Below are 22,882 nucleotides of genomic sequence, written 5' to 3'. Positions count from 1 at the left end.
ATGACCGAAGCCAAAGACCCCCAGCGCGAACTCATCGCCTTCCGTATCGGCAGTCAGGAATTCTGCGTCGACATCATGTCGGTGCGGGAAATCCGCGGCTGGACCCCGGCGACGCCCCTGCCGCGCTCGCCCGGCTATATGAAGGGCGTCATCAACCTGCGCGGCACCGTCCTGCCGATCATCGACCTGGGCTCGCGCTTCGGGCTCGAGACGTCGGAGCCGACGGCCCGCCACGTCATCATGGTCGCCCACATCGGCGGCCGGATGGTCGGTCTGCTGGTCGACGCCGTGTCCGACATCCTGCAGATGAGCGAGGCCTCGGTGCAGCCGACGCCCGACGTAGCGAGCGATCACGTGAAGACCTTCGTCAAGGGCATCTTCTCGATCGACGGCCGCATGATCAGCCTGATCGAACTGGATCACATCCTGCCGCAGGTCGAGGCCGAAGCCGCATGACAGCCGCAGCCGGCCGGGGATCCATCGTTGAAGGCGAGTTCGTCTTCACCGCCGAGGATTTCCGCCACATCGCCGAAATGCTGCACGCCCACGCCGGCATCGCCCTGAACGAGGGCAAGGCCGCGCTGGTCTATTCGCGCCTGGCCAAACGCCTGCGCACCCTGGGCCTGACCAGCTTCCGCGACTACTGCGCCCTGGTCGAGGGCGTGGACGGCGTGGACGAGCGCCAGAAGATGACGGCGGCCCTCACGACCAATGTCACCCGTTTCTATCGTGAGCCGCACCATTTCGACGACCTGCACGACCGCGTCATGCCCGAACTGGCCGCCCGCGCGCGCGCCGGCGGCCGGGTGCGCCTGTGGTCGGCGGCCTGTTCGAATGGCCAGGAGCCCTATTCGATGGGCCTGACCCTGCTGTCCGTCCTGCCCGAGGCGGCAGATCTGGATGTGCGCATCCTGGCCACCGACATCGACCCGAACATGGTCGCCCAGGGCCGCGACGGCACCTATTCCGAAGAGGCGCTGGAGCCGGCGCCGGTCACCCTGTGGCGCAAATATTTCGACCGTGCGGATCGCGGCCAGTGGACTGCGGGTCAGCAGTTGAAGCGCTTGGTGGCGTTCAAGGAACTGAACCTGATCGGCGACTGGCCGATGAAGGGCAGGTTCGACGTCATCTTTTGCCGCAACGTCGTGATCTATTTCGACGACGCGACCCAGGAGCGCGTGTGGAAACGGTTCACCCCGCTGATGAACCCCGGCGCGACCCTGTATATCGGCCATTCCGAGCGCGTCTCAGGCGCCGCGACCAGCCAGCTTCAGACCGCCGGCCTGACCACCTATCGACTGGGAGGCGCAGCATGAGCCTGGTCCGTGTCCTGGTCGTGGACGACAGCCTGACCATGCGCGGCCTGATCTCGGCCGCGCTGAAGTCGGACCCTGAGATCGAGGTTGTCGGCACCGCCGCCGATCCCATCGAGGCGCGCGCCGCCATCAAGGCCCTGAACCCCGACGTCATCACCCTGGACGTCGAGATGCCCAATATGAACGGGCTGGAGTTCCTGGAAAAGATCATGCGCCTGCGGCCCATGCCCGTGGTCATGGTCTCGACCCTGACGGCGGCTGGCACCGACGTGACGCTTGCGGCGCTGGAAATGGGCGCCGTCGATGCGGTGGCCAAGCCGGCGGTCGCCAGCGTGGACGCCTTCCATGACCTGATCGGCAAGGTGAAGACGGCCGCCCGCTCGCGGGTCCGCGCCCGCGGCGACACCCCCGCCGCCGCCCAGGCCCCCGGCGCCTATCGTCCCGATCCCAGCCACGTCCTGGCCATCGGCTCGTCCACCGGCGGGGTCGAAGCCCTGCTGACGGTGCTCAGCGGCTTTCCGGCCAACTGCCCCGCCACCCTGATCACCCAGCATATGCCGGCGACCTTCACCGCCAGCTTCGCCGCCCGTCTAGACCGCGTGTGCGCGCCGACCGTGACCGAGGCCGTGGAGGGCGCTCCGCTGCAGCCGGGCCATATCTATGTGGCGCCCGGCGGCGCGACCCATCTGGAGGTCTCGTCCGGCATGACGCCGCGTTGCCGCCTGGTTCCGAGCGATCCGGTCAACGGTCACCGTCCGTCCGTCGATGTCATGTTCGAGTCCGTCATCCGCCTGAAACGCCCGATGACGGGCGTGATCCTGACGGGCATGGGCCGAGACGGCGCCAAGGGCCTGAAGGCCATGCGCGACGCCGGCGGCCATACGCTCGGTCAGGATGAGGCCACCAGCGTCGTCTACGGCATGCCGAAAGCCGCCTTCGAATTGGGCGCCGTGGAGCGGCAGTTGCCGTTGCACCGCCTGTCCCCCGCCATCCTCGAGCTGTGCGCCGCCCCGGCGGCGCGGCCAGTCGCCTAACCGGGAGCGTACATATGCCCGCCGCCGCCTCTCTCCACTGCCTGGTCGTCGACGATCAGATGACGATGCGCTCACTGGTCCGCACCAGTCTGCAACAGCTCGGCGTGCGCGAGATCCGCGAAGCCGCCGACGGTGAAATCGCCCTGCGCGACATCATCACCAAGCCCGCGCATCTGATCATCTCGGACTACAACATGCCCAATCTGGATGGGCTGGGCCTGCTGCGCGCCGTGCGGGCCCACCCGCCGACGGCCAAGACCGCCTTCATCATGCTGACGGGCCGTGCCGACCGCGAGCTGGTGCAGCGCGCCGTGCAGTTCGGCGTCAACAACTACCTGGTCAAACCCTTCACGGTCGCCCAGCTGAAAGGCAAGCTGGAAGCCGTCTTCGGTCCCCTGACATGAGTTTCGCCGCCCTGAGAGACAGCGCGGAGAAGCGCGTTCACGTCGGTCAGGGCGAGCACCACATCACGTCCGATCCCAATGTCGTGCTCAGCACCATCCTGGGGTCCTGCGTGGCCATGTGCCTGCGCGACCCGGTCGCCGGGATCGGCGGGATGAACCACTTCCTGCTGCCCGAGGGGGCGGGGGCGGGCACCGACGCGGGCCGCCGCTACGGCGCCTATGCGATGGAGCTTCTGATCAACGACGTGCTGAAGGCCGGCGGTCGGCGCGAACGGCTTGAGGCCAAGCTGTTCGGCGGCGGCCGCATGTTCGATTCCTTGCGCGACGTGGGCCGCGCCAACGCCGATTTCGCCGAACGCTTCCTGCGCGACGAAGCCATCCCGGTCGTGGGCGGCAGCCTGCGCGGCGACGGCGGACGCCGTCTGCACTATTGGCCCGTCACCGGTCGCGCCCTTCAGCGCGCCGTGACGGACACCGTCGCGCCCAAACCGGTTCCCGTCGCCCCGCCCGTCGACACCGGCGCTCTGGAGCTGTTCTGAGATGAGCGCCCCGCCCGAACACGCCGAGCTTCTGGCCGCCGTCGCCGATGAGCTGATGCGCGTGCGCGAAGGCATCGACGGGGTCGAGGCCCTGGTCAGCGACCTGGTCCGCCGCGTTCCGCCCGAGGAGCGCCCCGACGCTCTGACCCAAGCCCAGGCGCTGGACGCCCTGACCCAGCGGCTGGAAGCGTTGTCCGGCGTACTGCGCATGCTGGGCGGCGGCGCCAGTCCCTCCGAGGCCGTCAGCCGCCTGGCCCTGGCCGACATGGCCGGCCGCCTTCGCCCCGCCGCAGGGGAGCCGCCATCCGCTCCCGCCGCGTCGGGCGACCTGATGCTGTTCTGACCAAATGGCCGGGGGCGACAGGGTCAATCTGGCGCACACCACGGTGCTTCTGATCGACGATCAGCCCACCTCCCTGGATATGCTCGGCTCGATCGTCCAGGGCTTCGGCGTCAAGGAACAGATCAAATGCCAGTCGGCCCAGGCCGCCACGGAACTGCTGGCGCGCAGAGCCGTGGACCTGATCCTGATCGACTGCATCATGCCGGACATGGACGGTTATGAGTTCGTCCGCTGGCTGCGCCGCGACGCGCCGACGCCGGCCCGCTACCTGCCCGTCATCATGATCCTCGGCCACGCCTCTCAGGCCAAGGTTCATCAGGGTCGCGACTGCGGGGCCAGCTTCATCGTCGCCAAGCCGCTGTCGCCCTCCGTCCTGCTGAAACGGATCGTCTGGCTGGGCGGAGAGGATCGCGACTTCGTCGACGCCGATCAATACGTCGGCCCGGATCGCCGGGTACGCAACTATGGGCCTCCGGCCGGCGCCGATGGAAGACGCGAAAGCGACCTGTCCGGAGAACTGGGCGCAGCCGTCGAGGAAAACATGGACCAGGCCGCCATCGACATGCTGATGAAGCCGACAAGAGTGAACCTGTGAAGGGCGATCAATGACCCAGCCCACGATCCGCAAGGTTCGCACCTCGCTTCAGCGCCAGATGGCCCGCCCCGGCGGGCGCCTGGTGGTCGAGGCCGAAAGTCGCGCGCAACAGGCGCTGGATGGCCAGCGCGACCATGTCCTCGCCCTGCTCGCCGCCAATGTCGAAGCCGTCGGCGCCCTGTGCGCCACGCGCCCCGCCGACGCCGGACCCCAGATCTATGCCCTCGCCTCCGCCATGGTGGACATGGCGGGTTATCTGGACGTGCCGGCCTTCTTCGAGGCGGCGTTCAGCCTGTGCGAGATCGCCGACCGGATGCGCGCGGCCGGGGTCTGGTCCTGGCCCTCGGTCGAGGTGCACGTCCGCGTCCTGACCCTGACCCTGGCCGACGAAGGCCGCGTTACGGCCGCTTCCGAACGCCTGCTCGAGGGCCTGCGCACCCTGACCGCGCACGTCCCTCCCGCAGGTTAACGGCCCGCCGACGGGCTGCGGAACAAGCGCGAAACGAATCAGGACCGAATCGCCGACACCCGCTGATTCGTCCTTTGTTCACTGCGACATCTGGTAGGTTAAGGCCCCTTAACCACAAACCGCCCCTAGGATTGGCGAACGCCTCAACCGCCAAAAATTCCCCCATCGTCACGGCGAAAGCTTTTCCAAATCGCCACAAGCCGCTAGGTCGATCCCGTGGCCCCGTAGCTCAGCTGCATAGAGCAAGGCTTTCCTAAAGCCGAGGTCGCAGGTTGGAGTCCTGCCGGGGTCGCCATAGCCTCCTGATCAGCGTGACCACCGGCACGAAAGCCGGGCGCCGTCCTGTCGCTGGATGGTCAGGTGCTTTTCAGAAATAACGGCGTTGAACGGTGACCAGGCTGCTGTTCGTCGGCCGGCGATCCAGACCAGGCCCGTGTCGTCGTAGGCCGAGATTGCTCCGTCGCCGAGGTGGAGTTGCAGCGTCTGGCGAACACGGGGGCCGACGCAGCGAGCGGCGCTGAGGGCGTCATTTGCGGGGCGAGAAGTTGAGGCGAAGACGGTCAGACGCTCTTGGTTTGCTCCGCGCAAGCAGGCGCGCTGGTCGGCCTGGAAGGCGCAAAGCGCGCGACGCTTGAACCAGGCGGGCTGATCCTCGATCCAGGCGCTTGAAGGCATAGTGGTCGCCAGCGCCGCCCAACGCGCGGCGATGTCGCGCTCCTGTGCAGACAGGGCGGGATCGTCGCAAATGAACTGGTCGGAGGCATAGACGGAGTGTTCGCAGTCCGCCGTCGTCTGCTCCATCGGCGGCGGGACCGCTTGCGCCGTCATCCACAGTCCTACCGCCCAGAGAAGGATGCTCATAGGGTTGTCCGACCGGCCGTCTCAGACTGGCGGGGCCCGCGGTCAGTCGTCACCGACGCGCGCCCACCTCGATCGAATAGTTGGCGCGTTCGCCGCGACGAGCGGCGTTGCGCATCAAATAGACTTCGATCTTGTAGGTTCCGCTGGCGGTCGTGCGCCCCTGATACCGGGCGCCGCTGGTCGATCCGATGAACAGGGCCTGGTTCGCGCCGGGCGCGGTGACGTTGAAATAGCTCGACCGGTTCGACGTCCGCATCGCCACGTTCAGCATCTGGCCGGCTCGAAGATCGACCAGATAGGTCACCGTCTCATAGCCTGACACGGTTCCCTGGCGGGTCGCCGACGAGGCGCCGCGCGCAAAGCGGATGGTCTCGGTCCGGCCGCTGGCTACCGGGCCGCCTACCGGGCCCGGCAAGGTAGTGGGACGCCCGTCGACGGGGCCGCCGACAGGCCCCGGAAGCGTCGTCGGGCGGGATCGCCGACAGTCGGGCGCCGGCGTCGCCATGATGGAGTCGTAGCGGCCGTTCATGGTCACGACCGACAGACACACGCCGCGCCGCTCGTTCCACCAGTAGGTCCAAGTCCGGTCGTCGCCGGTTTCCGCCCCCACATTGGCGTAGCCGCGCGCGCCCAGAGCGGTCTCCCCGCTGCTGCCTCGGGCGCCGACCAGATCCCGAACGTCGGACGGGGCGGTCTGCGCCGAGGCCGCGTCTGGAAGGGCGAGCGGCGAAAGCAGGGCCAGGCTCATGACAAGGGCTGAAGGTCGCATCTCAAAGTCTCCTGCAAAGGCCGCGCTGGGGCGACGGATGACGCTGAAAAACACTTGCACCGGCGGCGCGGAGGCGGATGGCGTCCAGGCCCAAGGCTAGAGCGGCGATGACGCGCAGGAGTTCCGCGCGCCACTTGGATTCTAAATCGGGTCGTCCGTGCCGATGGGCAGATGTCCGCCGGCGAACGACATGAGAAACAGCGACCAGTCGTTGGCGATGTGCGCGGTCGCCGAGACCCACAGATTGCGGGTGACGACATAGGCCAGCGTCAGGACCAGGCGCGCCGTGCCGATCGTCCCGAGGCACTGCACGACGTTCCAGTCATAGGTCGGCAGGTGCAGGGCCGCGAACAACAGAGTGGACACGATGACGGCGATAGCGAGCGCCCAACGCCTCGACATGCCGAACCTGGAGACGCAGAGCCAGAGGATGGCGAGCAGCGGCAGGATGGTGATCAGTTCTTCGCCGATGAGCTGAATGAAGGTGCGCGCCAGGAAAAGCAGCAGATCGGCGACGCCGGCCGCCGCAAGGTCGGCCACCGCCGTGTTCGACGATAATTCCATTATGCGGGTGAGCAGCAGGCCGGCGATCATCGAACTGACGATGGTCAGGACGGCGAACCCCAGGGCTATGAAAAGACCCCTGAATCCCAACGGACGAAAGAGGGCGGGGGCTCGCCATCCGGTCACCGCCATCACGGCCAGCAGCGGAAGGCCGGTGAACAGCAGCGTCGGGATGAAGTCGAGGGGGAAGGTCTTCAGCGGCAGCAGCTCCAACTGCGCGAAGGCCACCGCCAGGGCCAGCATGATGACCAACCAGCCGCGCGCGCCGATCTGGACCGGATCACCAGCGTAGTAGGGGAAGTCGCGCGCCCGCGATCTTCGCCGCTTGCGCACATGGATCGCAGTGTTCATTTCAACTGTCCGCTCAGGGTTTCGGGCGTTTCGATAGTCCGCTCCCATTTGATGGACTTGATCTCCCAGGCGGGGTCCATCGCCTTCAGGTCGCGCAGCAGGCCGGGCAGGTGTCCGGCGCCGTAGGTCACATAGATCTTGTTCGCCGGGCTCTGGGCGATCCTCGCCGCAAGCGCGCGATTGCGATAGTCGAGCACGACCCTGTTGATCGGATCGCTCGCATCATCGTTGGATGTGACGATGGTCAGGACGCCTCGGCAGGCCGTGCCGATCAGCGCCTGCTGTCCCGGCGTCGCGCGGTTCAGCCAGTCCAGAGCCTGCGCGATCTTGGCTCCTGATGTTTCGTCCGCCTTCACCTCCCTGGATCGGGCGTAGGCGGCGAAGTCGGGATCTGTTTGGACGAGCCGCTCGTATTCGCGCTTCATGTCGCCGGTGGTGACGTCGGCGGTGACGTGACGCTCGGGGTGCGCCGCCTTGTCCACGTCCAGCAGGGTGAAATAGTTGAGCTGGAAATCCAGACCGCAGGCCTTGCCCAGGGCGGTGTAGTTGGCCGACAGGTCGCCGCCGCCGGCCAAGGTCTGGCTGAACCAGGCGTCCGCGCTGGGGTCCGGCTGGACCCCTTCGTAGAAGAGGACGTAGCCTTCGGTCAGCGCGCGTTCCAGGTCGTAGACCACGCCCTTGTAGAAGCTCTCGGCGCCGATATGCATCATGCCCTGGAAGACGACCGTCTTCCTGCCGTTCGACAGGGTGGCCAGCGGTACGGTCGCGGGGCGCAGGGCGGCGTTGAACGCCAGGTAATAGATCGGGGTCGCCGCCAGGATCGACAGCAGGGCGAAGGTCGCAAGAGCGGTCTTCAGCAGCGAGGCTCGCCACGTCTGTCGCCGCTGTCCGGAAAACAGTCGCCGCACGCCCCAGGCGATGGGGAAGGCCAGAACCGCCGCGACGACCGCCAGGGCCGGCGCCGCCCACCAGCCGACATCGGACAGGATCGGCAGGCTCAGCAGCATCCCGACCAGGATCAGGAACCACAGGATCGCGGAAAGCCGGATCAGCCAGACCTCGGTCGAACCCTTCATCCTGCTCTCCTGAACACCGTCAGCCGATCTGTCTCAGTCAGGTCACGGTTGGCCGCTCGTGCATGAGCGGTCGCCGTTCAGCGAACAGTAGCCCCTATCTCTGGATTGGCGTCAACCGCGGCCGTGAGCGTCGCCCTCTGCCGGCGCCGATCGTCTCTGGATTGTGAAACCGCCCCGGCTCTGCGACTGTGCTCGCCCCAGGCCATCGACCGGCGATCCGAGGCGATCATGGACTTCATGAAGCTCCTGAAGAGCTTCGAGGATTTTATCTTCGAAGCCGCAAGCTGGCTGATTTTCTATCCGCTGACGCTCGGCCGCATCATGCTGCACCCGCTGAAGGCGATGGAATATTCCGATCGGGAGCAGAGCGACGATAACGAGCATCGTTACGACGACGCGCTCAGCCCGCCGCTGCTGCTGATGGTGACGATCCTTCTGTCCAACCTGATCTCGGCGGCCGCCCACGTCGCTCCGCCGGACGCGACCACGTCGATGCTGAAGACGATCACCGCGACCCAGCAGAACCTGACCCTGTTCCGCACCCTGATATTCAGCCTGGTGCCCCTGATCGCGGCGTCCAGCGTGGTGACGCGACAGGGCAAGAAGTTGAGCCGCCAGACGCTGAGAGCGCCCTTCTATGCGCAATGCTATCTGGCCGCCTTCTGCGCCGCCTTCGTCGCGGCCGGGGATGTCTTCCTGCGGCGGCCCGAACTCAACAACGCCATCGGCACCGCAATCATCTGCGGCGGCGTGCTGTGGTTCCTGGTGGTTCAGTCCGCCTGGTTCTCAATGAAGCTCAACATCTCCAGACCGAAGGCGGCCGTCATCGCCGTCTGGGCCACGCTGAGGGCGATCGTCTATATGCTCCTGGTGATCATCCCGGTCGGCTACATCTGACGGGTCGTCGGCCATAGGCGGGGGACGCCGCGCGGTCTTGCAGGCCTTCGAAACCAAAATTCAGCCTTAATGGCGGTTGGATGGGGAACCGTCTCTCGCGTAACGCGATTTTCCGTGTCAGTTTCCAACACCAACGGTTTTGTCTCTGCGGCTGCGACATGGATCGACGACCGCACCTGAACGGAGGATGCCATGACGTCTCGCCTGATCAAGGCCGCACTGGTTTTCACCCTGGCGGCGACGCCGGTCCTGGCTCAGACCCCGTCGCGATTGAGCGATCTGGTCGGCGCAAGGGCCGGACAGTCCGAGGCTGAACTGCAGCGACGCGGCTATCAGGCGACGGATCGCAGCGAGGTCGTCGGCGACGGTCGCATGACCTATTGGCGTCGGGGCGACGAATGCGTGTCGATCATGACTCGAGACGGCCGATACCAGTCCATCAACCAGGCCGGGCGCGACGAATGCGGTGGACGATCGTCCTCGTCCAACACCGGCGCCATCGTCGCCGGCGTGGCGCTGGTGGGTCTGGCTGCGGCGCTGGCGGCCCACAACAGTCATCACAATGACGCGGACGACAACCACGACCGCGAATATCAGCGCGGCTACCAGGCGGCCCTCTATGGCGCGGCCTATGACGATCGGCACGAAACCGAGGGCTACCACGAGGGGTATCTGGCGGGAGAGACCGAAGCCTCCAATCGTCGCTATTCCAACAGCCGTTGGGTGCGCGGCGTGCCCGACGCCGCGCAGGAGGCCTGTGTGCGCCGAGCCGACAGCTATCTGAACCGCGCGCCGGGATCGAGCGTCCCGATCAGCATGCGCGAACTGGGTCGCAACGAATATTCGCTCACCATGGCCACGGGCAGCTACCGGACGACCTGCCGCGTAAGCGGGTCGGGCGAGGTCCTTTATGTGGAGCCGGCGAACTAGGCCGTGACGGCGGCGCGATCCGGCGAACACGTCCGGTCTATCCGCCCCTGATCGATTCAAGCGCTGGTCGCGCTCGTCAGAGGTGGACTTCGGCGGCCGGAACGTGGATGGCGTCGGGTCATGATCCCGTTCGGCCGTTTCCTGTTCGTTGAACTCAGAAATACGTCCCGCCACTCGCCTTGCGTGTCAGGTTTGGCGTGCTCGGCCGTCTGAAGAGTAGGGCAGGGGTATCCATGGCGACGCTCGCAGACATTCTGGCAAAGGCCCGGCGAGCCGTGCTTCGGCAGGGGATCGCCGATCAGGATGCCGACGAGCTGGTGCACGAGGCGTTTTTGAAGGTCGAGAAATATCAGCGGACGCACGAGGTCCAGTCGCAGGAAGCGCTGTTGGTCAAGGCGGCGGTCAATCTGTCGATCGATCGACAGCGCAGCCGGTCGCGCATGCCGATCTCCGAAGGCGTCGAACTATATGAAATCCCCGACGCCGCGCCCGATCCCGCCCGGATCGTTGAGGCGCGGGTTCGGCTGCGGCAGGTGGCGGCAGGTCTGGATCAACTATCGGAACGCACGCGGCGCATCCTGCTGAAGCGGCGGCTGGACAATATGAGCTATTCCGAAATCGCGGCTTCGGAAGACATGAGCGTCGCCGCCGTTGAGAAGCTGGTCGCCCGCGCGACGCTACAGCTAATGGCCTGGATGGCGAAGTCATGAGCGGCCCTGCGTTCACACGCGGCGTCGACGCCGAGGCCGCCGCCTGGATGGCGCGGTTGCACGCCGACCGGGGGGGCGCCGCCCAACCGGCGCTGGACGCCTGGCTTGAGGAGGATCCCCTGCATGCGGCGGCCTTTGAGCGGGCGAGCGAGGTCTGGGCGATCCTGCCGCGCGCCGCCGCCCATGTTGCGGATGAGCCGCTCATGCATGCCCCGGCTCCGCGTCGTCGCGCATTGCCCGCGTTCGCCGTCGCAGCCTGTCTGTCGTTGCTGGTCGGCCTCGGCGTCATCTGGGTGTCGATGAAGGACGCCGGGGATTACGCCACCAGATTGGGCGAGCAGAAGGTCGCGACCCTGCGAGACGGCAGCCGTATCGCGCTCAATACCGACACCCAGGTGAATGTGCGGTTCGACGCAGACCGGCGCCGGATCGAGCTGGATCGGGGCGAGGCGATGTTCGAAGTCGCCCATGACGCGGATCGGCCCTTCGTCGTGGTCGCGGGCGATACCAAGGTCCTGGCCATCGGCACCGTCTTCACGGTCCGGCGAACGGGCGACGACGTCGTCGTGACCCTGATCAAGGGCAGGGTGGCGGTGTCGCACGAGGGGCCGCGCGGTAAGGCGGGGTTGAACCGTGTCGTTATGCTGAGCCCCGGTGAAAAACTGACCGAACCTGCGCAAGGATCGTCAAGGATCGAGCCCGAGTCCGTCGAGGTCGCGACCGCATGGCGGCGGGGGCAGACGGTGTTTCGTGATACGCCGCTGGGCTCGGCCGTGAACGAACTCAACCGCTATGGAGGGCCGCCGATCGTGGTCGACGATCCTCGGGTCGCGGCGCTTCCGGTGTCCGGCGTCTTCTCGACCAATGCCGCGGATTTCGCAGAGGCGGCGGCAGCTCTGCATGGCTTGCACATCGAAAAACAGGGTCAAACTTTGCACGTCGTGCGATGATTGCGCAAAGTTAAACTTTTTATGTCCCTATAGTGTCAGTTTCCGGGTTGAAACGCGTCTACCCTAGTGGGAGGCGGGGGATCGCGCTCCCGACACTGGGGGATCTATGTTTTCACGTTCGTTCGCCCTGGCCGCTAGCGCCAGCGTTCTTGTCTTGTCGGCGACCAGCGCCAATGCGCAGGCGCTTTACACATTCAGTCTTCCCGCCCAGCCGCTAGAGGCGTCGCTTCGCGCCGTCGCGTCGCAGACGGACACCAATGTGGTCTTTTCCGGCGACCTCGTGCGCGGAAAGGCCGCCGCAGCGCTGCAGGGCAGCTATTCGGCGCAGACCGCCTACGAGACCCTGTTGCGCGGCTCGGGCCTACGGCTGGGCGTCACCGACGGCGGATCATTCATCGTCAGCGGCCCCGCCGCTGCACAGACGGCCGGACAGGGTCAAGGCGTTCTGGTCGGCCGTGTCTCGGCCGCCTCCAACTCGCGCGGACTGGATGGAGCGCTGGTGCGCTTGGTGGACACCGATCAGACGGCGGTTGTCGACGGCTACGGCAACTTTCGTTTCTCTGGACTGACCGCCGGAGATCACACGGTCGAAATCACCTTTCTGGGCTATGAGCCGCTTACCGAGACGGTGAACATTCCCGCCGGCGGAACGCGGGAACAGAACTTCGCCCTGAGCGAAGCCCTCGCTGGCACGGTGGACGACATCGTCGTCTTCGGCTCGCGCAGCGCCCGCGCCAACGCTCTGAACCTGCAACGCACCGCCGAGAACAGCGCCGACGTGATCTCGGCCGATGACCTGGGCAACTTCACCGGCACGACCTTCGCCGAAGCTTTGCGTCGTGCGCCCGGCATCGCCTTCCAGCGCAACTCGGTGACCGGCGACGGCACCAATGTGATCGTGCGCGGGCTGGAGCCCGACATGAACGCGGTCAAGCTGAACGGCGTCAACCTGGCCGTCGGCAACGGCGTCGGCCGCTCCGCCGACCTGTCGAACCTGCTGGCGGATTCCGTCAGCCGCATCACCATCAACAAGTCCCTGCTGCCCAGCCAGGACAGTTCCGGCACGGGCGGTCTGATCGAGATCGAGACGATGTCGCCGCTCGACCGGCCGCATCGCTACGCCAACTTCCTGATCGAGGGCGGGCGCACGCCCAAGGAGTTCAACGAGGACTTCCTGGCCTCCGGCACCATCGCCGGCACCTTCGGCGAGAATTTCGGCCTGAGCGCCTCGGTTCAGTATCGCAACAAGAGCACCCGCTCGATCTCCTACGACGCGGGCAGCAACGGCGGTGCGCTGAGCTTCGGCCGCTACCTGCCGCTGGACGCCAACGGCGATCCGATCCTGACGCTGGATGCGGTTGATCCCCTGCTGAACTTCCCCTTCATCGACGGCGAGAGCGGGGCCTATCCGCGTGGCGTCAACACCAACTTCTATCACGACGACACCGAGAACCTGGCGCTGACCCTGTCGGCCGAATGGCAGATCGCCAGCCACACCAACCTGAAGTTCGACATTCAGCATTCGCAAGCGACGACCGACTTCTTCTCCCTGTCGGATACCTTCTCAACCGGGGCCGACTATGCGGTCGTGCAGGGGCAGGGTCCCAACGCCCAACTGATGCTGGACCTGACGCCGGGCAACGCCGGCATCCAGCGATCCCAGAACTATGGCTATGATCGCGACGTCGAGAAGATCACCGACACCTACAGTCTGAACGGCAAGACCACCCTGGGCGCGTTCGAGTTCAAATACCTCGCCGGCTACGCGCACGGCACCGAAACCCATCCGGCCAGCTTCAGCACCCAGCTGCGTATGCCCGACACCGACGCCACCGCGGCGCTGTTCCTGCCTGAGGCCTTCGATCCTGAAACCGGCAATATCGTCACCGGCTTCGGTCCGCGAAATGGCAAGGGCATCCCCTTGCCCCTGCTCAGCGCAGCGGGCTGGGCGCTGGTCAACGACCCGTCAGCCTTCACCATCGAAAATGCGAGCGGTCAGCTCGACGAGACCGAAGGCAGCAATGATCGCTACACCGCCAGCGGCAGCGCACGCTGGACGCGGGGCAGCGGCTTCCTGAACTACGTCGAGGTCGGCGCCTTTTACGAAAGCACCGAGTTCCGCAGCGATCTGGTCCGCAGTCAGATCGGGGGCGGCATTCCGGTCTCGGCGCTGGGCTTCGACTTCGTGCCGTCGGACCTGTCGCGCATCGGCCTGTCGGGCGCGGGCTTCTCGACCTTGAGCGAAGGCGCCCTGCGCAACCTCGTCGACAATCTGGACAGCATCGCGGGCGGGCCGTCCGGCCTGACGCTCACGCCCATCGTGCCGCATCCCGATCAGGGCAATCAGAAAACCGTAGAGGACAACTTCGCCGGCTACATCCAGGCGCGCGTGGACATCGGCAAGCTCGAGATCATCGGCGGCCTGCGTTACAATCGCACCAAGCTGGCGGCGACCAACCTCAGCTTCCCCGTCTATACGGGCCCGATCCTGCCCGAGAACGGCGGCGGTATCGGCGTCGATCTGACCTTCCAGAACGAATTCACCAAGTTGGTGACCGAAGAGACGACGGCCGAGGACATCCTGCCGCGGGTGCTGTTCAACTATCGCTGGAACGACGACCTGATCTTCCGGGGCGGCTACTTCCTGTCCGTGGCCCGGCCTTCGATCGGTCAGCTGTCCAGCGAGACCCGCATCTCCTTCATCAATTTCCCGATCCCTGGTCCGGAAGGGGTCAAGCCGATCCTGCAGATCAACAGCGGCAACCCCAATCTGAAGCCGGCGACGACGGACAATTTCGACATCAGCGCCGAATACTATTCCGGCGTCGGCATCTTCAAGGTCAGCGCCTTCTACAAGCGGATCGACAATCTGCTGCAGACCAACATCACCAACGGGCCGGCCGTGCTGGCGTCCGTCACCCTGCCGGACCACCCGTATTTCAACGGCGCGCCCTATTTCGATCCGAACAATCCGAGTTCGGCCTTCATCATCGGCGGCAGTCCGGTGAACAGCGACGAGATCGCCGAACTGTGGGGTATTGAGGCCCAGGCCGAGCGGCGGTTCGACTTCTTACCGGGCTTCTGGGGCGGGTTCGGCGTGTTCACCAACCACACCTATACGCACAGCTCGCGGACGGACCGCTACAACTGGGCCTACGATCCGGACCCGGATCATGTTTATGAGTTCAGCGGCCTGCCGTTCACCCAGCAGCCCGATTATTCGGGCACGGCGGCGCTGACCTATAACAAGTACGACATCGATGCGACGCTGACTTACGGTTATCAGTCGCGGTCGTTGTCCTTGTTCCAGCCGCGCGGCCTCAGCGTTTATACCGAAGGGGTTCAGACGCTGGACTTCCGCGCCGAATACTATCTGAGGCCGGCCTTCGGCAGCTTCCGCGTCTATGTCGAGGCGAACGACCTGCTCAACGGGACGGATGATCCGGATCTGGAACAGACGTTCGGCGGCGAGAACGGTTCGCCCAAATACTACACCCAGGGGACCTATCTGGGCGGTCGCAACATCAAGATCGGTCTGTCCGCGACCTTCTGATCGACGCCTTCAGTTCACGGCCGGCGCCTGAGCGCGCCGGCCGACCTTACCTTGCATGTCAGGATACCCGATGAAGAAGATGCTGCTGCTGGCGTCGGTCGCGGCGGTGCTCGCCGCCTCGAGCGCAAGCGTCGCCCAAACCGCTCCCCAGGCCGCCCCGCAGGGGCAGGCGCTGGTGCCCTATGAGCGCTTTACCCTCCCGAACGGCCTTCGCGTGGTGGTGCACGAAGACCATTCCGCGCCCAAGGTGGCGGTGGCCGTCTGGTATCACGTCGGGTCGATGAACGAGCCTCAGGGCAAGTCGGGCTTCGCGCATCTATTCGAACATCTGATGTTCAACGGTTCGGAACACCGCGACGATGAATACATGCCGCCGCTGCAGGAGATCGGCGTCTCGGCCGTCAACGGCGCCACGTCTCAGGATCAGACCTACTACTATGAAGTCGTTCCGACCGGGGGGCTGGAACGCGTGTTGTGGCTGGAGTCCGACCGGATGGGCTATCTGCTCGGCGCCGTGACCCAGGCCAAGCTGGATGAGCAGCGGGGCGTCGTCCAGAACGAGAAGCGCACCTACGAAAACCGCCCCTATGCGATGATGCCGGAGCTGCGCGGCGAGGCGCTGTATCCGTCCGACCACCCTTATCATCACACGGTCATCGGTTCGATGGACGACCTCAACGACGCCTCGCTGGAGGACGTGAAGGACTGGTTCCGCCGCTATTACGGGGCGTCGAACGCCGTGGTGACCTTGGCCGGCGACGTGACGGTGGAGCAGGCGCGTGAGCTGATGACCCGCTATTTCGCCAGCGTGCCCGCAGGTCCGCCGGTCGGTCGCATGACCGACTGGACCCCCGTGCTGGACCGGGTCAAGACCGAGGTCGTCGCCGACAATGTGCCCCAGGCGGCGCTGGCCTGGAGCTGGCCGGTGCCCGGTCACGGCGCGGAGGAAGGTCCTGCATTGCGCATGGCCTCGTCCATCCTGGGGCGCGGGCGGCTGTCTCGCCTGCACCAGGCGCTGGTGCTCGACCGTCAGCTCGCGACCAGCGTGTCGGCCAACTATGAAAGCTCGGCGATCTCGGGCGCCTTCACCATCGACATCCGCCTCAAGCCTGACGCCGACCGCGCCGAGGCGGAAGCCCTGCTGCAACAGGAGCTGACCCGCTTCATCGACCAGGGCCCGACGGCCGAGGAGCTTCAGCGCTACAAGATCGGCGCCTATGGCGACAACGTCCGTTCGCTCGAATCCCTGTTCGTCCGGGCGATGATGCTGTCGGGCGGCACCGTGTTCGACGACAATCCGGGTCAATTCCAGATCGACCAGGAGAAGTTCGACGCCCTGACAGCCGATCAGGTGAAGGCGGCCTCGAAGGCCTGGCTGGCGCGCCCGAACTATCGCCTGACCGTGGTCCCGCAGGCCCAGTTCGCCGCCGGCCCTGACGGGGCGGACCGCAGCCAACTGCCGGGCATGGGGCCGATGCCGGACCTGGCCTTGCCCCCGCTGGAGGAAGGGCGCCTGTCGAACGGCATGCGGGTGCTCTATTCGCATCGCGAGGGCGTGCCGACCGTCGACATGGTCATGGCGTTCGACGCCGGCGGTTCGGCCGATCTGGGCATGAAGGAGGGGCTGCAAGGCTTCACCGTCGGCCTGATGGACGACGGCACCAAGACCATGACCGGTCAGGAGTTCGCCCAGGCGCAGGAAATGCTGGGCGCTCGCATCTACGCCTACAGCGATTCCGACACCACCGACTTCGCCGTCTCGGCGCTGAGCCGGTCCTTCGAGGACACGGTCGCCCTGTGGGCCGACTATATCCGCGATCCCGGTTTCCGCGAGAGCGACCTGCAGCGCGAGCGGACGGCGTCGCTCTCAGGCCTGCAGCAGGCCCTGGTCGATCCCGACAGCATCGCAGGCAGCGTCTTCAACAATCTGATCTACGGCGCCGATCACGCCTATGGCGCGCCGCTGGCGGGGCGTGTGGAGACCATCGCTTCCTACACCCGCGACGATCTCGTGGCCTTCCATCAGCGCTATATCCGGCCTGACAACGCCGTGATCCTGGCCGCCGGCGACGAAGACTTCACGACGTTGATGGCCACGCTGGAGAAGAATTTCGGCGACTGGCAGGCGCCGGCGACGCCGAAGGGGACGAAGACAATCGCCGCCGTGGCCGACCAGACCGCGCCGCGCATCGTGCTGGTCGACAAACCCGGCGCGATCCAGTCGGTGATCCGGGTCGGGCAGGTGATGCCGGACGGTCTGGATGCCCGAAACTTCGACTTCGGCCTGCTGAACGGCGTGCTGGGCGGCGGTTTCACCGCGCGTCTGAACATGAACCTGCGTGAGGAAAAGGGCTGGACCTATGGGGCCAACAGCGGCGTGGGCGATGCGCGGGGACCGCAGGTCTTCTCCGTCGCCACCAGCATCCAGACTGATCGGACCGCCCAGGCGCTGAGCGAAATCTCCAAGGAGCTGCACGATATCGGCGGCGCCCGACCGGCGACGGCGAAGGAACTCGATCTGGTGCGGCGCGGCGAGGTGCTGACCCTGCCGGACCAGTTCGAGACCAACAACGCGATGGTCAACTACCTGCGCTACGTCACCCGTTTCGAACATCCGTACAACTGGATCACGACCCTGCCCGAGCGATATGCCAGCGCCACGCCGGAATCGGTCACCGCCATGTCGTCGATGCTGCACCCCGACGCCATGACGTGGGTCGTGGTCGGCGACCTGTCCAAGATCGAGGCGGGCGTGCGCGCTCTGGGGCTCGGCGAGGTGGAGGTGTGGGACGCACAGGGAACGCGGCTGCGCTGAACCCACGGTCCAGCCGGACACGCCGGGATGTCTTCGGTCTTTGTTGTCGATACGGACGCCGCATGGAGGGAAACCCTGGTGCAGCGGTCCAGGGAGGCGGGGCTGCGTGCGCGAGGGTTTGGAGAGGCGGCGACGTTGTTCGCTGCCCTTCCTGATGAAGCCGTCGCCTGCGTGGTCGTCGATGTGTCGCCGGACGATGAGGGCGTGCCCGACCTCGTCCGGCGTCTGTCCAGCCTGAGGGGCAGGGCCTGGAACATGATCGCCGTCTCTGCGTCAGCGAGCGTGCCCTTCGCCGTGAAGATGATGAAGCTGGGCGTGCTCGACTTCATGGCAAAGCCGCTTGATCCGGACCTTCTGATCGAAACGGTCCAGGCCGGCCTCCTGGCTCTGGACCGCGAAACGCCACGGCGCATCGAGCGGGAGCAGGCCCGCCTCCGTTTCGAAAGCCTGACGGCGCGCGAACGGCAGGTCTTCGACGGCCTGGTTCAAGGCCAAACCACCAGTTCGATCGCCTTCGATCTCCAGATCAGCGCACGGACCGTCGAAATCTTTCGCGGCAAGGTCATGACCAAGATGGCGGCTGGCGACATGTCCGCCCTCGTCCGCTTGGCGCTGCTGCTGGGCCGCTGAGGACATCCGTTCGGCGTCAAAAGGTCGCTCGAAACGGCGACGATGAACCAACGGCTCAGCTGTGAGTTGGATCGGGGTCGCTGTCGTTGGCGATGTCGGGGGAGCCGATCATGCATGCGTCCAACATCCGTGCGGGCCTTAATCCGTTACGCGGGCTTCTGCTGGCGTTTCCCATCGCCCTGTTCAGCTCGGCCCTGATCAGCGACATCGCCTATTTGCGGACGGCGCAGATGCAGTGGTCGAACTTCTCCGCCTGGCTGATCGTCGGCGCCCTGGTGTTCGGCGGCGTGGCCGGCGTGTTCGCCCTCATCGACCTGGCCCTGTCATGGCGCAGCCGCCAGAAGCGGTCAGCGCTCATCCACGTCGTCGCCCTGGCGCTGGCCTGGATCTTCGGACTGATCAACGCCTTCAAACACAGCCAGGACGCCTGGAGCTCCGTGGGCGGTTTTGGTCTGACCCTGTCGATCCTGTCGACCATTCTGGTGCTGATCGCCGGCTGGCTGGCCTATTCCACATCGACCGTGCGGGAGATCGCGTGATGATCAACAAGCTCCTTTGCACGACCGCTGTCGTCCTGGCCCTGGCCGGTTGCAGCCGCAGCGACCCCAATCTGAACCAGACGGGCGCCAATCCCGATCTCCCCGGCCGCAACGAGACCCTGGTCCCGCCGATGAAGATCGCCACCCCGGTCGGTTGGAACGGCGAGGCCCCCACCGTCCCGGCCGGTTTCATGGTCACGCCGATGGCGACCGACCTCAAGATTCCGCGCCAGATCCTGGTCCTGCCCAATGGCGACATCCTAATCGCCGAAGGATCTGGCGGCCATGCGCCCAAACTGCGGCCCAAGGACATCATCGCCGGCGTCATCAAGGCGAAAGGCAAAACCTCCGTGAAGGGCGGCAACCGCATCACCCTGTTGCGTGACGCCAATGGCGACGGCCGGCCCGAGGTCCGCACCACCTTCATCGACGATCTGGACGCCCCGTACGGCATGGCGTTCGTGGACGGCGCCCTCTATGTCGCCGAACAGGGCGCGCTGGTGCGTTTCGACTATCAGCCGGGTCAGACGCGCATCACCGCGCCGCGTCAGGAATTGACCAAGCTGCCGTCGGCCATCAACCACCACTGGACCAAGTCCCTGACGGCCAGCGCCGACGGCCTGACCCTGTATGTCGGCATCGGCTCGAACAGCAATATCGGCGAGCGCGGGATGGACGTCGAGCAGGATCGCGCGGTCGTCTGGGCCGTCGATCGCCAGACCGGCGCGCATCGCACCTTCGCCACCGGCATCCGCAATCCGACCGCCCTGGCGATCGAGCCGACCACCAGCGCACTATGGGCGGTGGCCAACGAGCGCGACGAACTGGGCCCGCAACTGGTGCCCGACTATCTGACTTCGGTTCGCGAAGGCGCCTTCTATGGCTGGCCCTACAGCTACTGGGGCAAGAACCTTGATCCGCGCGTTCACCCGCAGAAGCCGGACATGGTGGAGCGCGCCATTGCGCCCGACTATGCGCTGGGCTCGCACGTCGCGGCTCTGGGGCTCAGCTTCGCCACGGCCGGCGGCTTTGGCGGCGGCTTCAGCCAAGGCGCCTTCATTGGCGAACACGGCAGCTGGAACCGCCAGGACCTGTCCGGCTACAAGGTCGCCTGGGTGCCCTTCGCCAATGGCCGCCCGGCCGGTCCGCCGGTCGATTTCGTCACCGGCTTCATCAAGGACGGCGAGGCGCGCGGTCGCCCGGTCGGCGTGACCTTCGACGCCCAGCGTCGCATCCTGCTGGTGGCCGACGACCTGTCCAACACCGTCTGGCGGATCGCGCCGCAGAGGTAGGCCATGGTGACCGACCCTGCGATGATATGGTCGCCCTATTGCGGCCCGGCGCCGGAGGCGGGCGACTGGCGCTGGAACCTTGACCCGGTGCTTCTGATGCTGATGGCGGCGGCCACGGTGTTGATCGCGTTCCGGCTTCAAGGGGCGCGGCGAACCTATGGGCTGGCGGCGATGGCGGTGCTGGGGGTCGGCTTCGTCTCGCCCCTGTGCGCGCTCAGTTCGGCGCTGTTCTCGGCCCGGACCGTGCACCATGTCCTGCTGGTCGCCGTCGCCGCACCCCTGATCGCCGCCGCCTTGCCACGGCGCGCCTATGGGTCTCTCGCGCTGGCGACCTTGGTGCAGGCAGTTGTCTTCTGGGGCTGGCATGCCCCCGACGCCTATGCCGCCGCCCTGTCCAACGACGCGCTCTACTGGATCATGCAGATCAGTCTACTGGCCAGCGCCACGTGGTTCTGGGCCGTGGTGCGAGGATCAACCGCGCCTGCGGCGGTCGGCGGGCTTCTGGCGGCCATGCTGGCCATGGGGCTGCTGGGGGCGGTGCTGACGTTCGCCGGCCAGGCCGTCTATGCTCCCCACGCCTATTCGACCCTCGCCTGGGGCTTGACCCCGCTGGAGGATCAGCAGGCGGCGGGTCTGATCATGTGGGCTCCGGCGTCGGCGCTCTATCTGTTCGCCGCCCTGTGGCGGTTTGGCAAGATGCTGGGACCCGACGTGCAGGCGAACGCCGCATGATCGAACGGCTGTTCAGACAGCTGCTGGAGTGGGCGGCGGGGCACCATGACGAGGGGCGGTATTCGCCCGTCGGCATCCTGTTTCACTGGGTCATGGCGGGGCTGGTGATCTTCCAGCTCGGCTGGGGCTGGTGGATGGGACGTCAGCCGGTGGGCGGCGCGATGATGGCGGCCTATGACCTGCATTTCGCGGTCGGGGTGCTGATGCTGATCCTGGTGATCGGCCGGCTGTCATGGCGGCTGCTGGCGCCCAATCTTATCAACGATGCGGACAAGCCGGGGTGGGAGAGCATGGCCGCCCATGTGACCCACTATGTCTTCTACATCTGTCTGTTCGGCTTGCCGCTGTCGGGCTGGGCCATGATTTCGGCGACGGATCGGACGCGGCAATTGGAGACCTTGGGTTTCATCAAATGGCCGCTGCTGCCGCTTCAGGACCTGTCAAACACTCAGCTATGGGCGATCGAGGCGGCGGCGGAATGGATGCACTGGGGCCTGGTCGTGACCCTGTTGCTGATGATCCCGATCCATGCGGGCGCCGCACTCAAGCACCATCTGATCGATAGGGACGACGTGTTTCACGCGATGCTGCCGGTCGTGCCGCTGCGTCAACGGAAGCGGACCCGGTGGCAGCGGCGCTGGCGGGCGCTGGAGAAGCGGGTTGCATCGACAGCCAGGACGCTATGGCGCGGGCTTCTGGGTCCGAAAGCGATTTGACGGCGGCGGCCATGACGCCGCGCGGATCGTTGCGGCGGTCGCCCGACTTCCAGCGATCGATCTGCTCCAGCGTATAGGCGAACGGCTGGGCGGCGATCTGCGGATTGCCGCCCTGGCCCGATCCTTCGCCGTTCGCGCCATGGCATGAGGCGCAGGCGACGATCCCGCGTGAGGCGTCGCCGGTCAGATAGATCGAGGGCGCAGGTGCGCCGGACGCCGGGGTGGCGGGCGGCGCCGGCATGGCCGCATACCAGGCGGCGACGTCTCTCCGGCCCTTCTGATCCAGCGCCTTGGCGATCCGCGTCATCGCGTCGTCGGGGCGCAGGCCTGAGGCGTAATCCTCCATCTGTTTTTGCAGATAGCCGACATCCAGCCCCGCCAGACGCGGCGCCGCCACTCCATCTCCGCCGCCGTCCAGACCGTGGCAGGTGAAACAGGCGTTGGCGGCCCCGCCGGCGCCGCCGCTCATGGCGATGATCTCGCCGTCGGCCGCAAAGGCGCGATCCGTCTGGCCTGCTGTGGAGTCGCATCCAGCCAGCAGGATCAGGATCGCGAGGGTCGAAAGGGGCGCGCGCACGCCCAACGAACCCGTCGGTATGGCGAAGGTTCCTGCGCCCCTTGCGCTAGGTCGCCATGTCGCAGGGCGGAACCTCCGTCCGGGCGAGGGATTGGACAGCCGAAGCTTCAGGGTGGGGACGAATGGGTTCGGCGACGGACGCGACAGGATGAGGGCGGCCGTGCTGGCCGTGCTCGCGCTCGCGCCTCCGGTGCTTGGCGCTTGCGCAGACAAGGCGGAT

23 protein-coding genes, 1 tRNA gene and 1 pseudogene are annotated in these 22,882 nt (G+C 66.2%); 20 read left to right on the top strand and 5 right to left on the bottom strand.

Annotation, left to right across the window (positions count from 1 at the left end):
• From ACODSC_RS11835 to ACODSC_RS11795, 9 genes are all read left to right on the top strand, one after another.
• Positions 1-456 carry a chemotaxis protein CheW gene (locus tag ACODSC_RS11835; RefSeq protein ID WP_488814136.1) on the top strand — a complete coding sequence of 152 codons (456 nt, stop codon included), beginning with the start codon at positions 1-3 and terminating at the stop codon, positions 454-456.
• Positions 453-1,316: a CheR family methyltransferase gene (locus ACODSC_RS11830; RefSeq protein ID WP_488814135.1), complete on the top strand. Its 864-nt coding sequence runs from the start codon at positions 453-455 to the stop codon at positions 1,314-1,316. The genes ACODSC_RS11835 and ACODSC_RS11830 overlap by 4 nt, the downstream gene beginning before the upstream one ends.
• On the top strand, positions 1,313-2,350 hold the full coding sequence (locus ACODSC_RS11825) for a protein-glutamate methylesterase/protein-glutamine glutaminase (protein ID WP_488814134.1): 1,038 nt from the start codon (positions 1,313-1,315) through the stop codon (positions 2,348-2,350). The genes ACODSC_RS11830 and ACODSC_RS11825 overlap by 4 nt, the downstream gene beginning before the upstream one ends.
• 14 nt (positions 2,351-2,364) lie before the next feature.
• Entirely contained in the window at positions 2,365-2,754 is a 390-nt protein-coding gene (locus ACODSC_RS11820) for a response regulator (protein ID WP_488814133.1), read from the top strand.
• A complete protein-coding gene (locus ACODSC_RS11815) occupies positions 2,751-3,293 on the top strand; it encodes a chemotaxis protein CheD (RefSeq protein ID WP_488814132.1) in 543 nt (180 codons plus the stop codon). The genes ACODSC_RS11820 and ACODSC_RS11815 overlap by 4 nt, the downstream gene beginning before the upstream one ends.
• Position 3,294: 1 nt before the next feature.
• Positions 3,295-3,636 (top strand): DUF8776 family protein, encoded by a 342-nt coding sequence (locus ACODSC_RS11810; protein ID WP_488814131.1) that lies wholly within the window; start codon positions 3,295-3,297, stop codon positions 3,634-3,636.
• 4 nt (positions 3,637-3,640) lie between these two features.
• Positions 3,641-4,231: a response regulator gene (locus ACODSC_RS11805; RefSeq protein ID WP_488814130.1), complete on the top strand. Its 591-nt coding sequence runs from the start codon at positions 3,641-3,643 to the stop codon at positions 4,229-4,231.
• A gap of 10 nt (positions 4,232-4,241) precedes the next feature.
• A complete protein-coding gene (locus tag ACODSC_RS11800) occupies positions 4,242-4,700 on the top strand; it encodes a chemotaxis protein CheE (protein WP_488814129.1) in 459 nt (152 codons plus the stop codon).
• Positions 4,701-4,918: 218 nt separating this feature from the next.
• Positions 4,919-4,995, top strand: a tRNA-Arg gene (locus tag ACODSC_RS11795).
• An 11-nt stretch (positions 4,996-5,006) separates the two neighbouring features.
• Here ACODSC_RS11795 and ACODSC_RS11790 read toward each other — a convergent pair.
• The 4 genes from ACODSC_RS11790 to ACODSC_RS11775 all read right to left on the bottom strand — a co-directional run bounded on the left by ACODSC_RS11790 (position 5,007) and on the right by ACODSC_RS11775 (position 8,321).
• A complete protein-coding gene (locus ACODSC_RS11790; protein WP_488814128.1) occupies positions 5,007-5,561 on the bottom strand; it encodes a lysozyme inhibitor LprI family protein in 555 nt (184 codons plus the stop codon).
• A 49-nt stretch (positions 5,562-5,610) separates the two neighbouring features.
• A complete protein-coding gene (locus ACODSC_RS11785) occupies positions 5,611-6,330 on the bottom strand; it encodes a hypothetical protein (RefSeq protein ID WP_488814127.1) in 720 nt (239 codons plus the stop codon).
• A 141-nt stretch (positions 6,331-6,471) separates the two neighbouring features.
• Entirely contained in the window at positions 6,472-7,245 is a 774-nt protein-coding gene (locus ACODSC_RS11780) for a CPBP family glutamic-type intramembrane protease (RefSeq protein ID WP_488814126.1), read from the bottom strand.
• On the bottom strand, positions 7,242-8,321 hold the full coding sequence (locus ACODSC_RS11775) for a hypothetical protein (RefSeq protein ID WP_488814125.1): 1,080 nt from the start codon (positions 8,319-8,321) through the stop codon (positions 7,242-7,244). The genes ACODSC_RS11780 and ACODSC_RS11775 overlap by 4 nt, the downstream gene beginning before the upstream one ends.
• 237 nt (positions 8,322-8,558) lie before the next feature.
• Here ACODSC_RS11775 and ACODSC_RS11770 point away from each other — a divergent pair, with 237 nt between their 5' ends.
• The 11 genes from ACODSC_RS11770 to ACODSC_RS11720 all read left to right on the top strand — a co-directional run bounded on the left by ACODSC_RS11770 (position 8,559) and on the right by ACODSC_RS11720 (position 22,085).
• Complete coding sequence (locus tag ACODSC_RS11770) at positions 8,559-9,218, top strand: hypothetical protein (RefSeq protein WP_488814124.1); 660 nt, start codon at positions 8,559-8,561, stop codon at positions 9,216-9,218.
• A 192-nt stretch (positions 9,219-9,410) separates the two neighbouring features.
• Positions 9,411-10,148, top strand: a complete 738-nt coding sequence (locus ACODSC_RS11765; RefSeq protein WP_488814122.1) for a hypothetical protein — start codon at positions 9,411-9,413, stop codon at positions 10,146-10,148.
• Between the two features lie 233 nt (positions 10,149-10,381).
• Positions 10,382-10,858: an RNA polymerase sigma factor gene (locus ACODSC_RS11760; RefSeq protein ID WP_488814121.1), complete on the top strand. Its 477-nt coding sequence runs from the start codon at positions 10,382-10,384 to the stop codon at positions 10,856-10,858.
• Positions 10,855-11,808, top strand: coding sequence for a FecR family protein (locus ACODSC_RS11755; protein WP_488814120.1), 954 nt, complete (start codon positions 10,855-10,857; stop codon positions 11,806-11,808). Before ACODSC_RS11760 ends, ACODSC_RS11755 begins: the two co-directional genes overlap by 4 nt.
• Before the next feature lie 106 nt (positions 11,809-11,914).
• On the top strand, positions 11,915-15,361 hold the full coding sequence (locus tag ACODSC_RS11750; protein WP_488814119.1) for a TonB-dependent receptor: 3,447 nt from the start codon (positions 11,915-11,917) through the stop codon (positions 15,359-15,361).
• A 70-nt stretch (positions 15,362-15,431) separates the two neighbouring features.
• Complete coding sequence (locus ACODSC_RS11745; RefSeq protein WP_488814118.1) at positions 15,432-18,176, top strand: M16 family metallopeptidase; 2,745 nt, start codon at positions 15,432-15,434, stop codon at positions 18,174-18,176.
• A gap of 27 nt (positions 18,177-18,203) precedes the next feature.
• Positions 18,204-18,806, top strand: a complete 603-nt coding sequence (locus ACODSC_RS11740) for a response regulator transcription factor (RefSeq protein WP_488814117.1) — start codon at positions 18,204-18,206, stop codon at positions 18,804-18,806.
• A 110-nt stretch (positions 18,807-18,916) separates the two neighbouring features.
• Complete coding sequence (locus ACODSC_RS11735; protein ID WP_488814115.1) at positions 18,917-19,345, top strand: DUF2231 domain-containing protein; 429 nt, start codon at positions 18,917-18,919, stop codon at positions 19,343-19,345.
• Positions 19,345-20,637, top strand: coding sequence for a PQQ-dependent sugar dehydrogenase (locus tag ACODSC_RS11730; protein WP_488814114.1), 1,293 nt, complete (start codon positions 19,345-19,347; stop codon positions 20,635-20,637). The genes ACODSC_RS11735 and ACODSC_RS11730 overlap by 1 nt, the downstream gene beginning before the upstream one ends.
• Before the next feature lie 3 nt (positions 20,638-20,640).
• Positions 20,641-21,369 (top strand): cytochrome c oxidase assembly protein, encoded by a 729-nt coding sequence (locus tag ACODSC_RS11725; RefSeq protein WP_488814112.1) that lies wholly within the window; start codon positions 20,641-20,643, stop codon positions 21,367-21,369.
• Positions 21,366-22,085: a cytochrome b gene (locus tag ACODSC_RS11720; RefSeq protein WP_488814111.1), complete on the top strand. Its 720-nt coding sequence runs from the start codon at positions 21,366-21,368 to the stop codon at positions 22,083-22,085. The genes ACODSC_RS11725 and ACODSC_RS11720 overlap by 4 nt, the downstream gene beginning before the upstream one ends.
• A 10-nt stretch (positions 22,086-22,095) precedes the next feature.
• On the opposite strand, the pseudogene ACODSC_RS11715 reads toward ACODSC_RS11720, so the two are convergent.
• Positions 22,096-22,554, bottom strand: a pseudogene (locus tag ACODSC_RS11715) (c-type cytochrome); the annotation flags it as partial.
• Positions 22,555-22,882 lie beyond the last annotated feature (328 nt).

The organism is Brevundimonas sp. FG128, assembly GCF_057809775.1.
This window is presented reverse-complemented; position numbering and strand designations above follow the sequence as displayed.

Bases quoted from the DNA above. Each gene is read 5' to 3' on its own strand.
- ACODSC_RS11830 (WP_488814135.1), top strand. From the start codon at position 453: ATGACAGCCGCAGCCGGCCGGGGATCCATCGTTGAAGGCGAGTTCGTC.
- ACODSC_RS11725 (WP_488814112.1), top strand. From the start codon at position 20,641: ATGGTGACCGACCCTGCGATGATATGGTCGCCCTATTGCGGCCCGGCG.
- ACODSC_RS11730 (WP_488814114.1), top strand. From the start codon at position 19,345: ATGATCAACAAGCTCCTTTGCACGACCGCTGTCGTCCTGGCCCTGGCC.
- ACODSC_RS11810 (WP_488814131.1), top strand. From the start codon at position 3,295: ATGAGCGCCCCGCCCGAACACGCCGAGCTTCTGGCCGCCGTCGCCGAT.
- ACODSC_RS11780 (WP_488814126.1), bottom strand. From the start codon at position 7,245: ATGAACACTGCGATCCATGTGCGCAAGCGGCGAAGATCGCGGGCGCGC.
- ACODSC_RS11760 (WP_488814121.1), top strand. From the start codon at position 10,382: ATGGCGACGCTCGCAGACATTCTGGCAAAGGCCCGGCGAGCCGTGCTT.
- ACODSC_RS11765 (WP_488814122.1), top strand. From the start codon at position 9,411: ATGACGTCTCGCCTGATCAAGGCCGCACTGGTTTTCACCCTGGCGGCG.
- ACODSC_RS11735 (WP_488814115.1), top strand. From the start codon at position 18,917: ATGCATGCGTCCAACATCCGTGCGGGCCTTAATCCGTTACGCGGGCTT.
- ACODSC_RS11720 (WP_488814111.1), top strand. From the start codon at position 21,366: ATGATCGAACGGCTGTTCAGACAGCTGCTGGAGTGGGCGGCGGGGCAC.
- ACODSC_RS11835 (WP_488814136.1), top strand. From the start codon at position 1: ATGACCGAAGCCAAAGACCCCCAGCGCGAACTCATCGCCTTCCGTATC.
- ACODSC_RS11775 (WP_488814125.1), bottom strand. From the start codon at position 8,321: ATGAAGGGTTCGACCGAGGTCTGGCTGATCCGGCTTTCCGCGATCCTG.
- ACODSC_RS11805 (WP_488814130.1), top strand. From the start codon at position 3,641: ATGGCCGGGGGCGACAGGGTCAATCTGGCGCACACCACGGTGCTTCTG.
- ACODSC_RS11815 (WP_488814132.1), top strand. From the start codon at position 2,751: ATGAGTTTCGCCGCCCTGAGAGACAGCGCGGAGAAGCGCGTTCACGTC.
- ACODSC_RS11790 (WP_488814128.1), bottom strand. From the start codon at position 5,561: ATGAGCATCCTTCTCTGGGCGGTAGGACTGTGGATGACGGCGCAAGCG.
- ACODSC_RS11820 (WP_488814133.1), top strand. From the start codon at position 2,365: ATGCCCGCCGCCGCCTCTCTCCACTGCCTGGTCGTCGACGATCAGATG.
- ACODSC_RS11740 (WP_488814117.1), top strand. From the start codon at position 18,204: ATGTCTTCGGTCTTTGTTGTCGATACGGACGCCGCATGGAGGGAAACC.
- ACODSC_RS11770 (WP_488814124.1), top strand. From the start codon at position 8,559: ATGAAGCTCCTGAAGAGCTTCGAGGATTTTATCTTCGAAGCCGCAAGC.
- ACODSC_RS11755 (WP_488814120.1), top strand. From the start codon at position 10,855: ATGAGCGGCCCTGCGTTCACACGCGGCGTCGACGCCGAGGCCGCCGCC.
- ACODSC_RS11785 (WP_488814127.1), bottom strand. From the start codon at position 6,330: ATGCGACCTTCAGCCCTTGTCATGAGCCTGGCCCTGCTTTCGCCGCTC.
- ACODSC_RS11745 (WP_488814118.1), top strand. From the start codon at position 15,432: ATGAAGAAGATGCTGCTGCTGGCGTCGGTCGCGGCGGTGCTCGCCGCC.
- ACODSC_RS11825 (WP_488814134.1), top strand. From the start codon at position 1,313: ATGAGCCTGGTCCGTGTCCTGGTCGTGGACGACAGCCTGACCATGCGC.
- ACODSC_RS11750 (WP_488814119.1), top strand. From the start codon at position 11,915: ATGTTTTCACGTTCGTTCGCCCTGGCCGCTAGCGCCAGCGTTCTTGTC.
- ACODSC_RS11800 (WP_488814129.1), top strand. From the start codon at position 4,242: ATGACCCAGCCCACGATCCGCAAGGTTCGCACCTCGCTTCAGCGCCAG.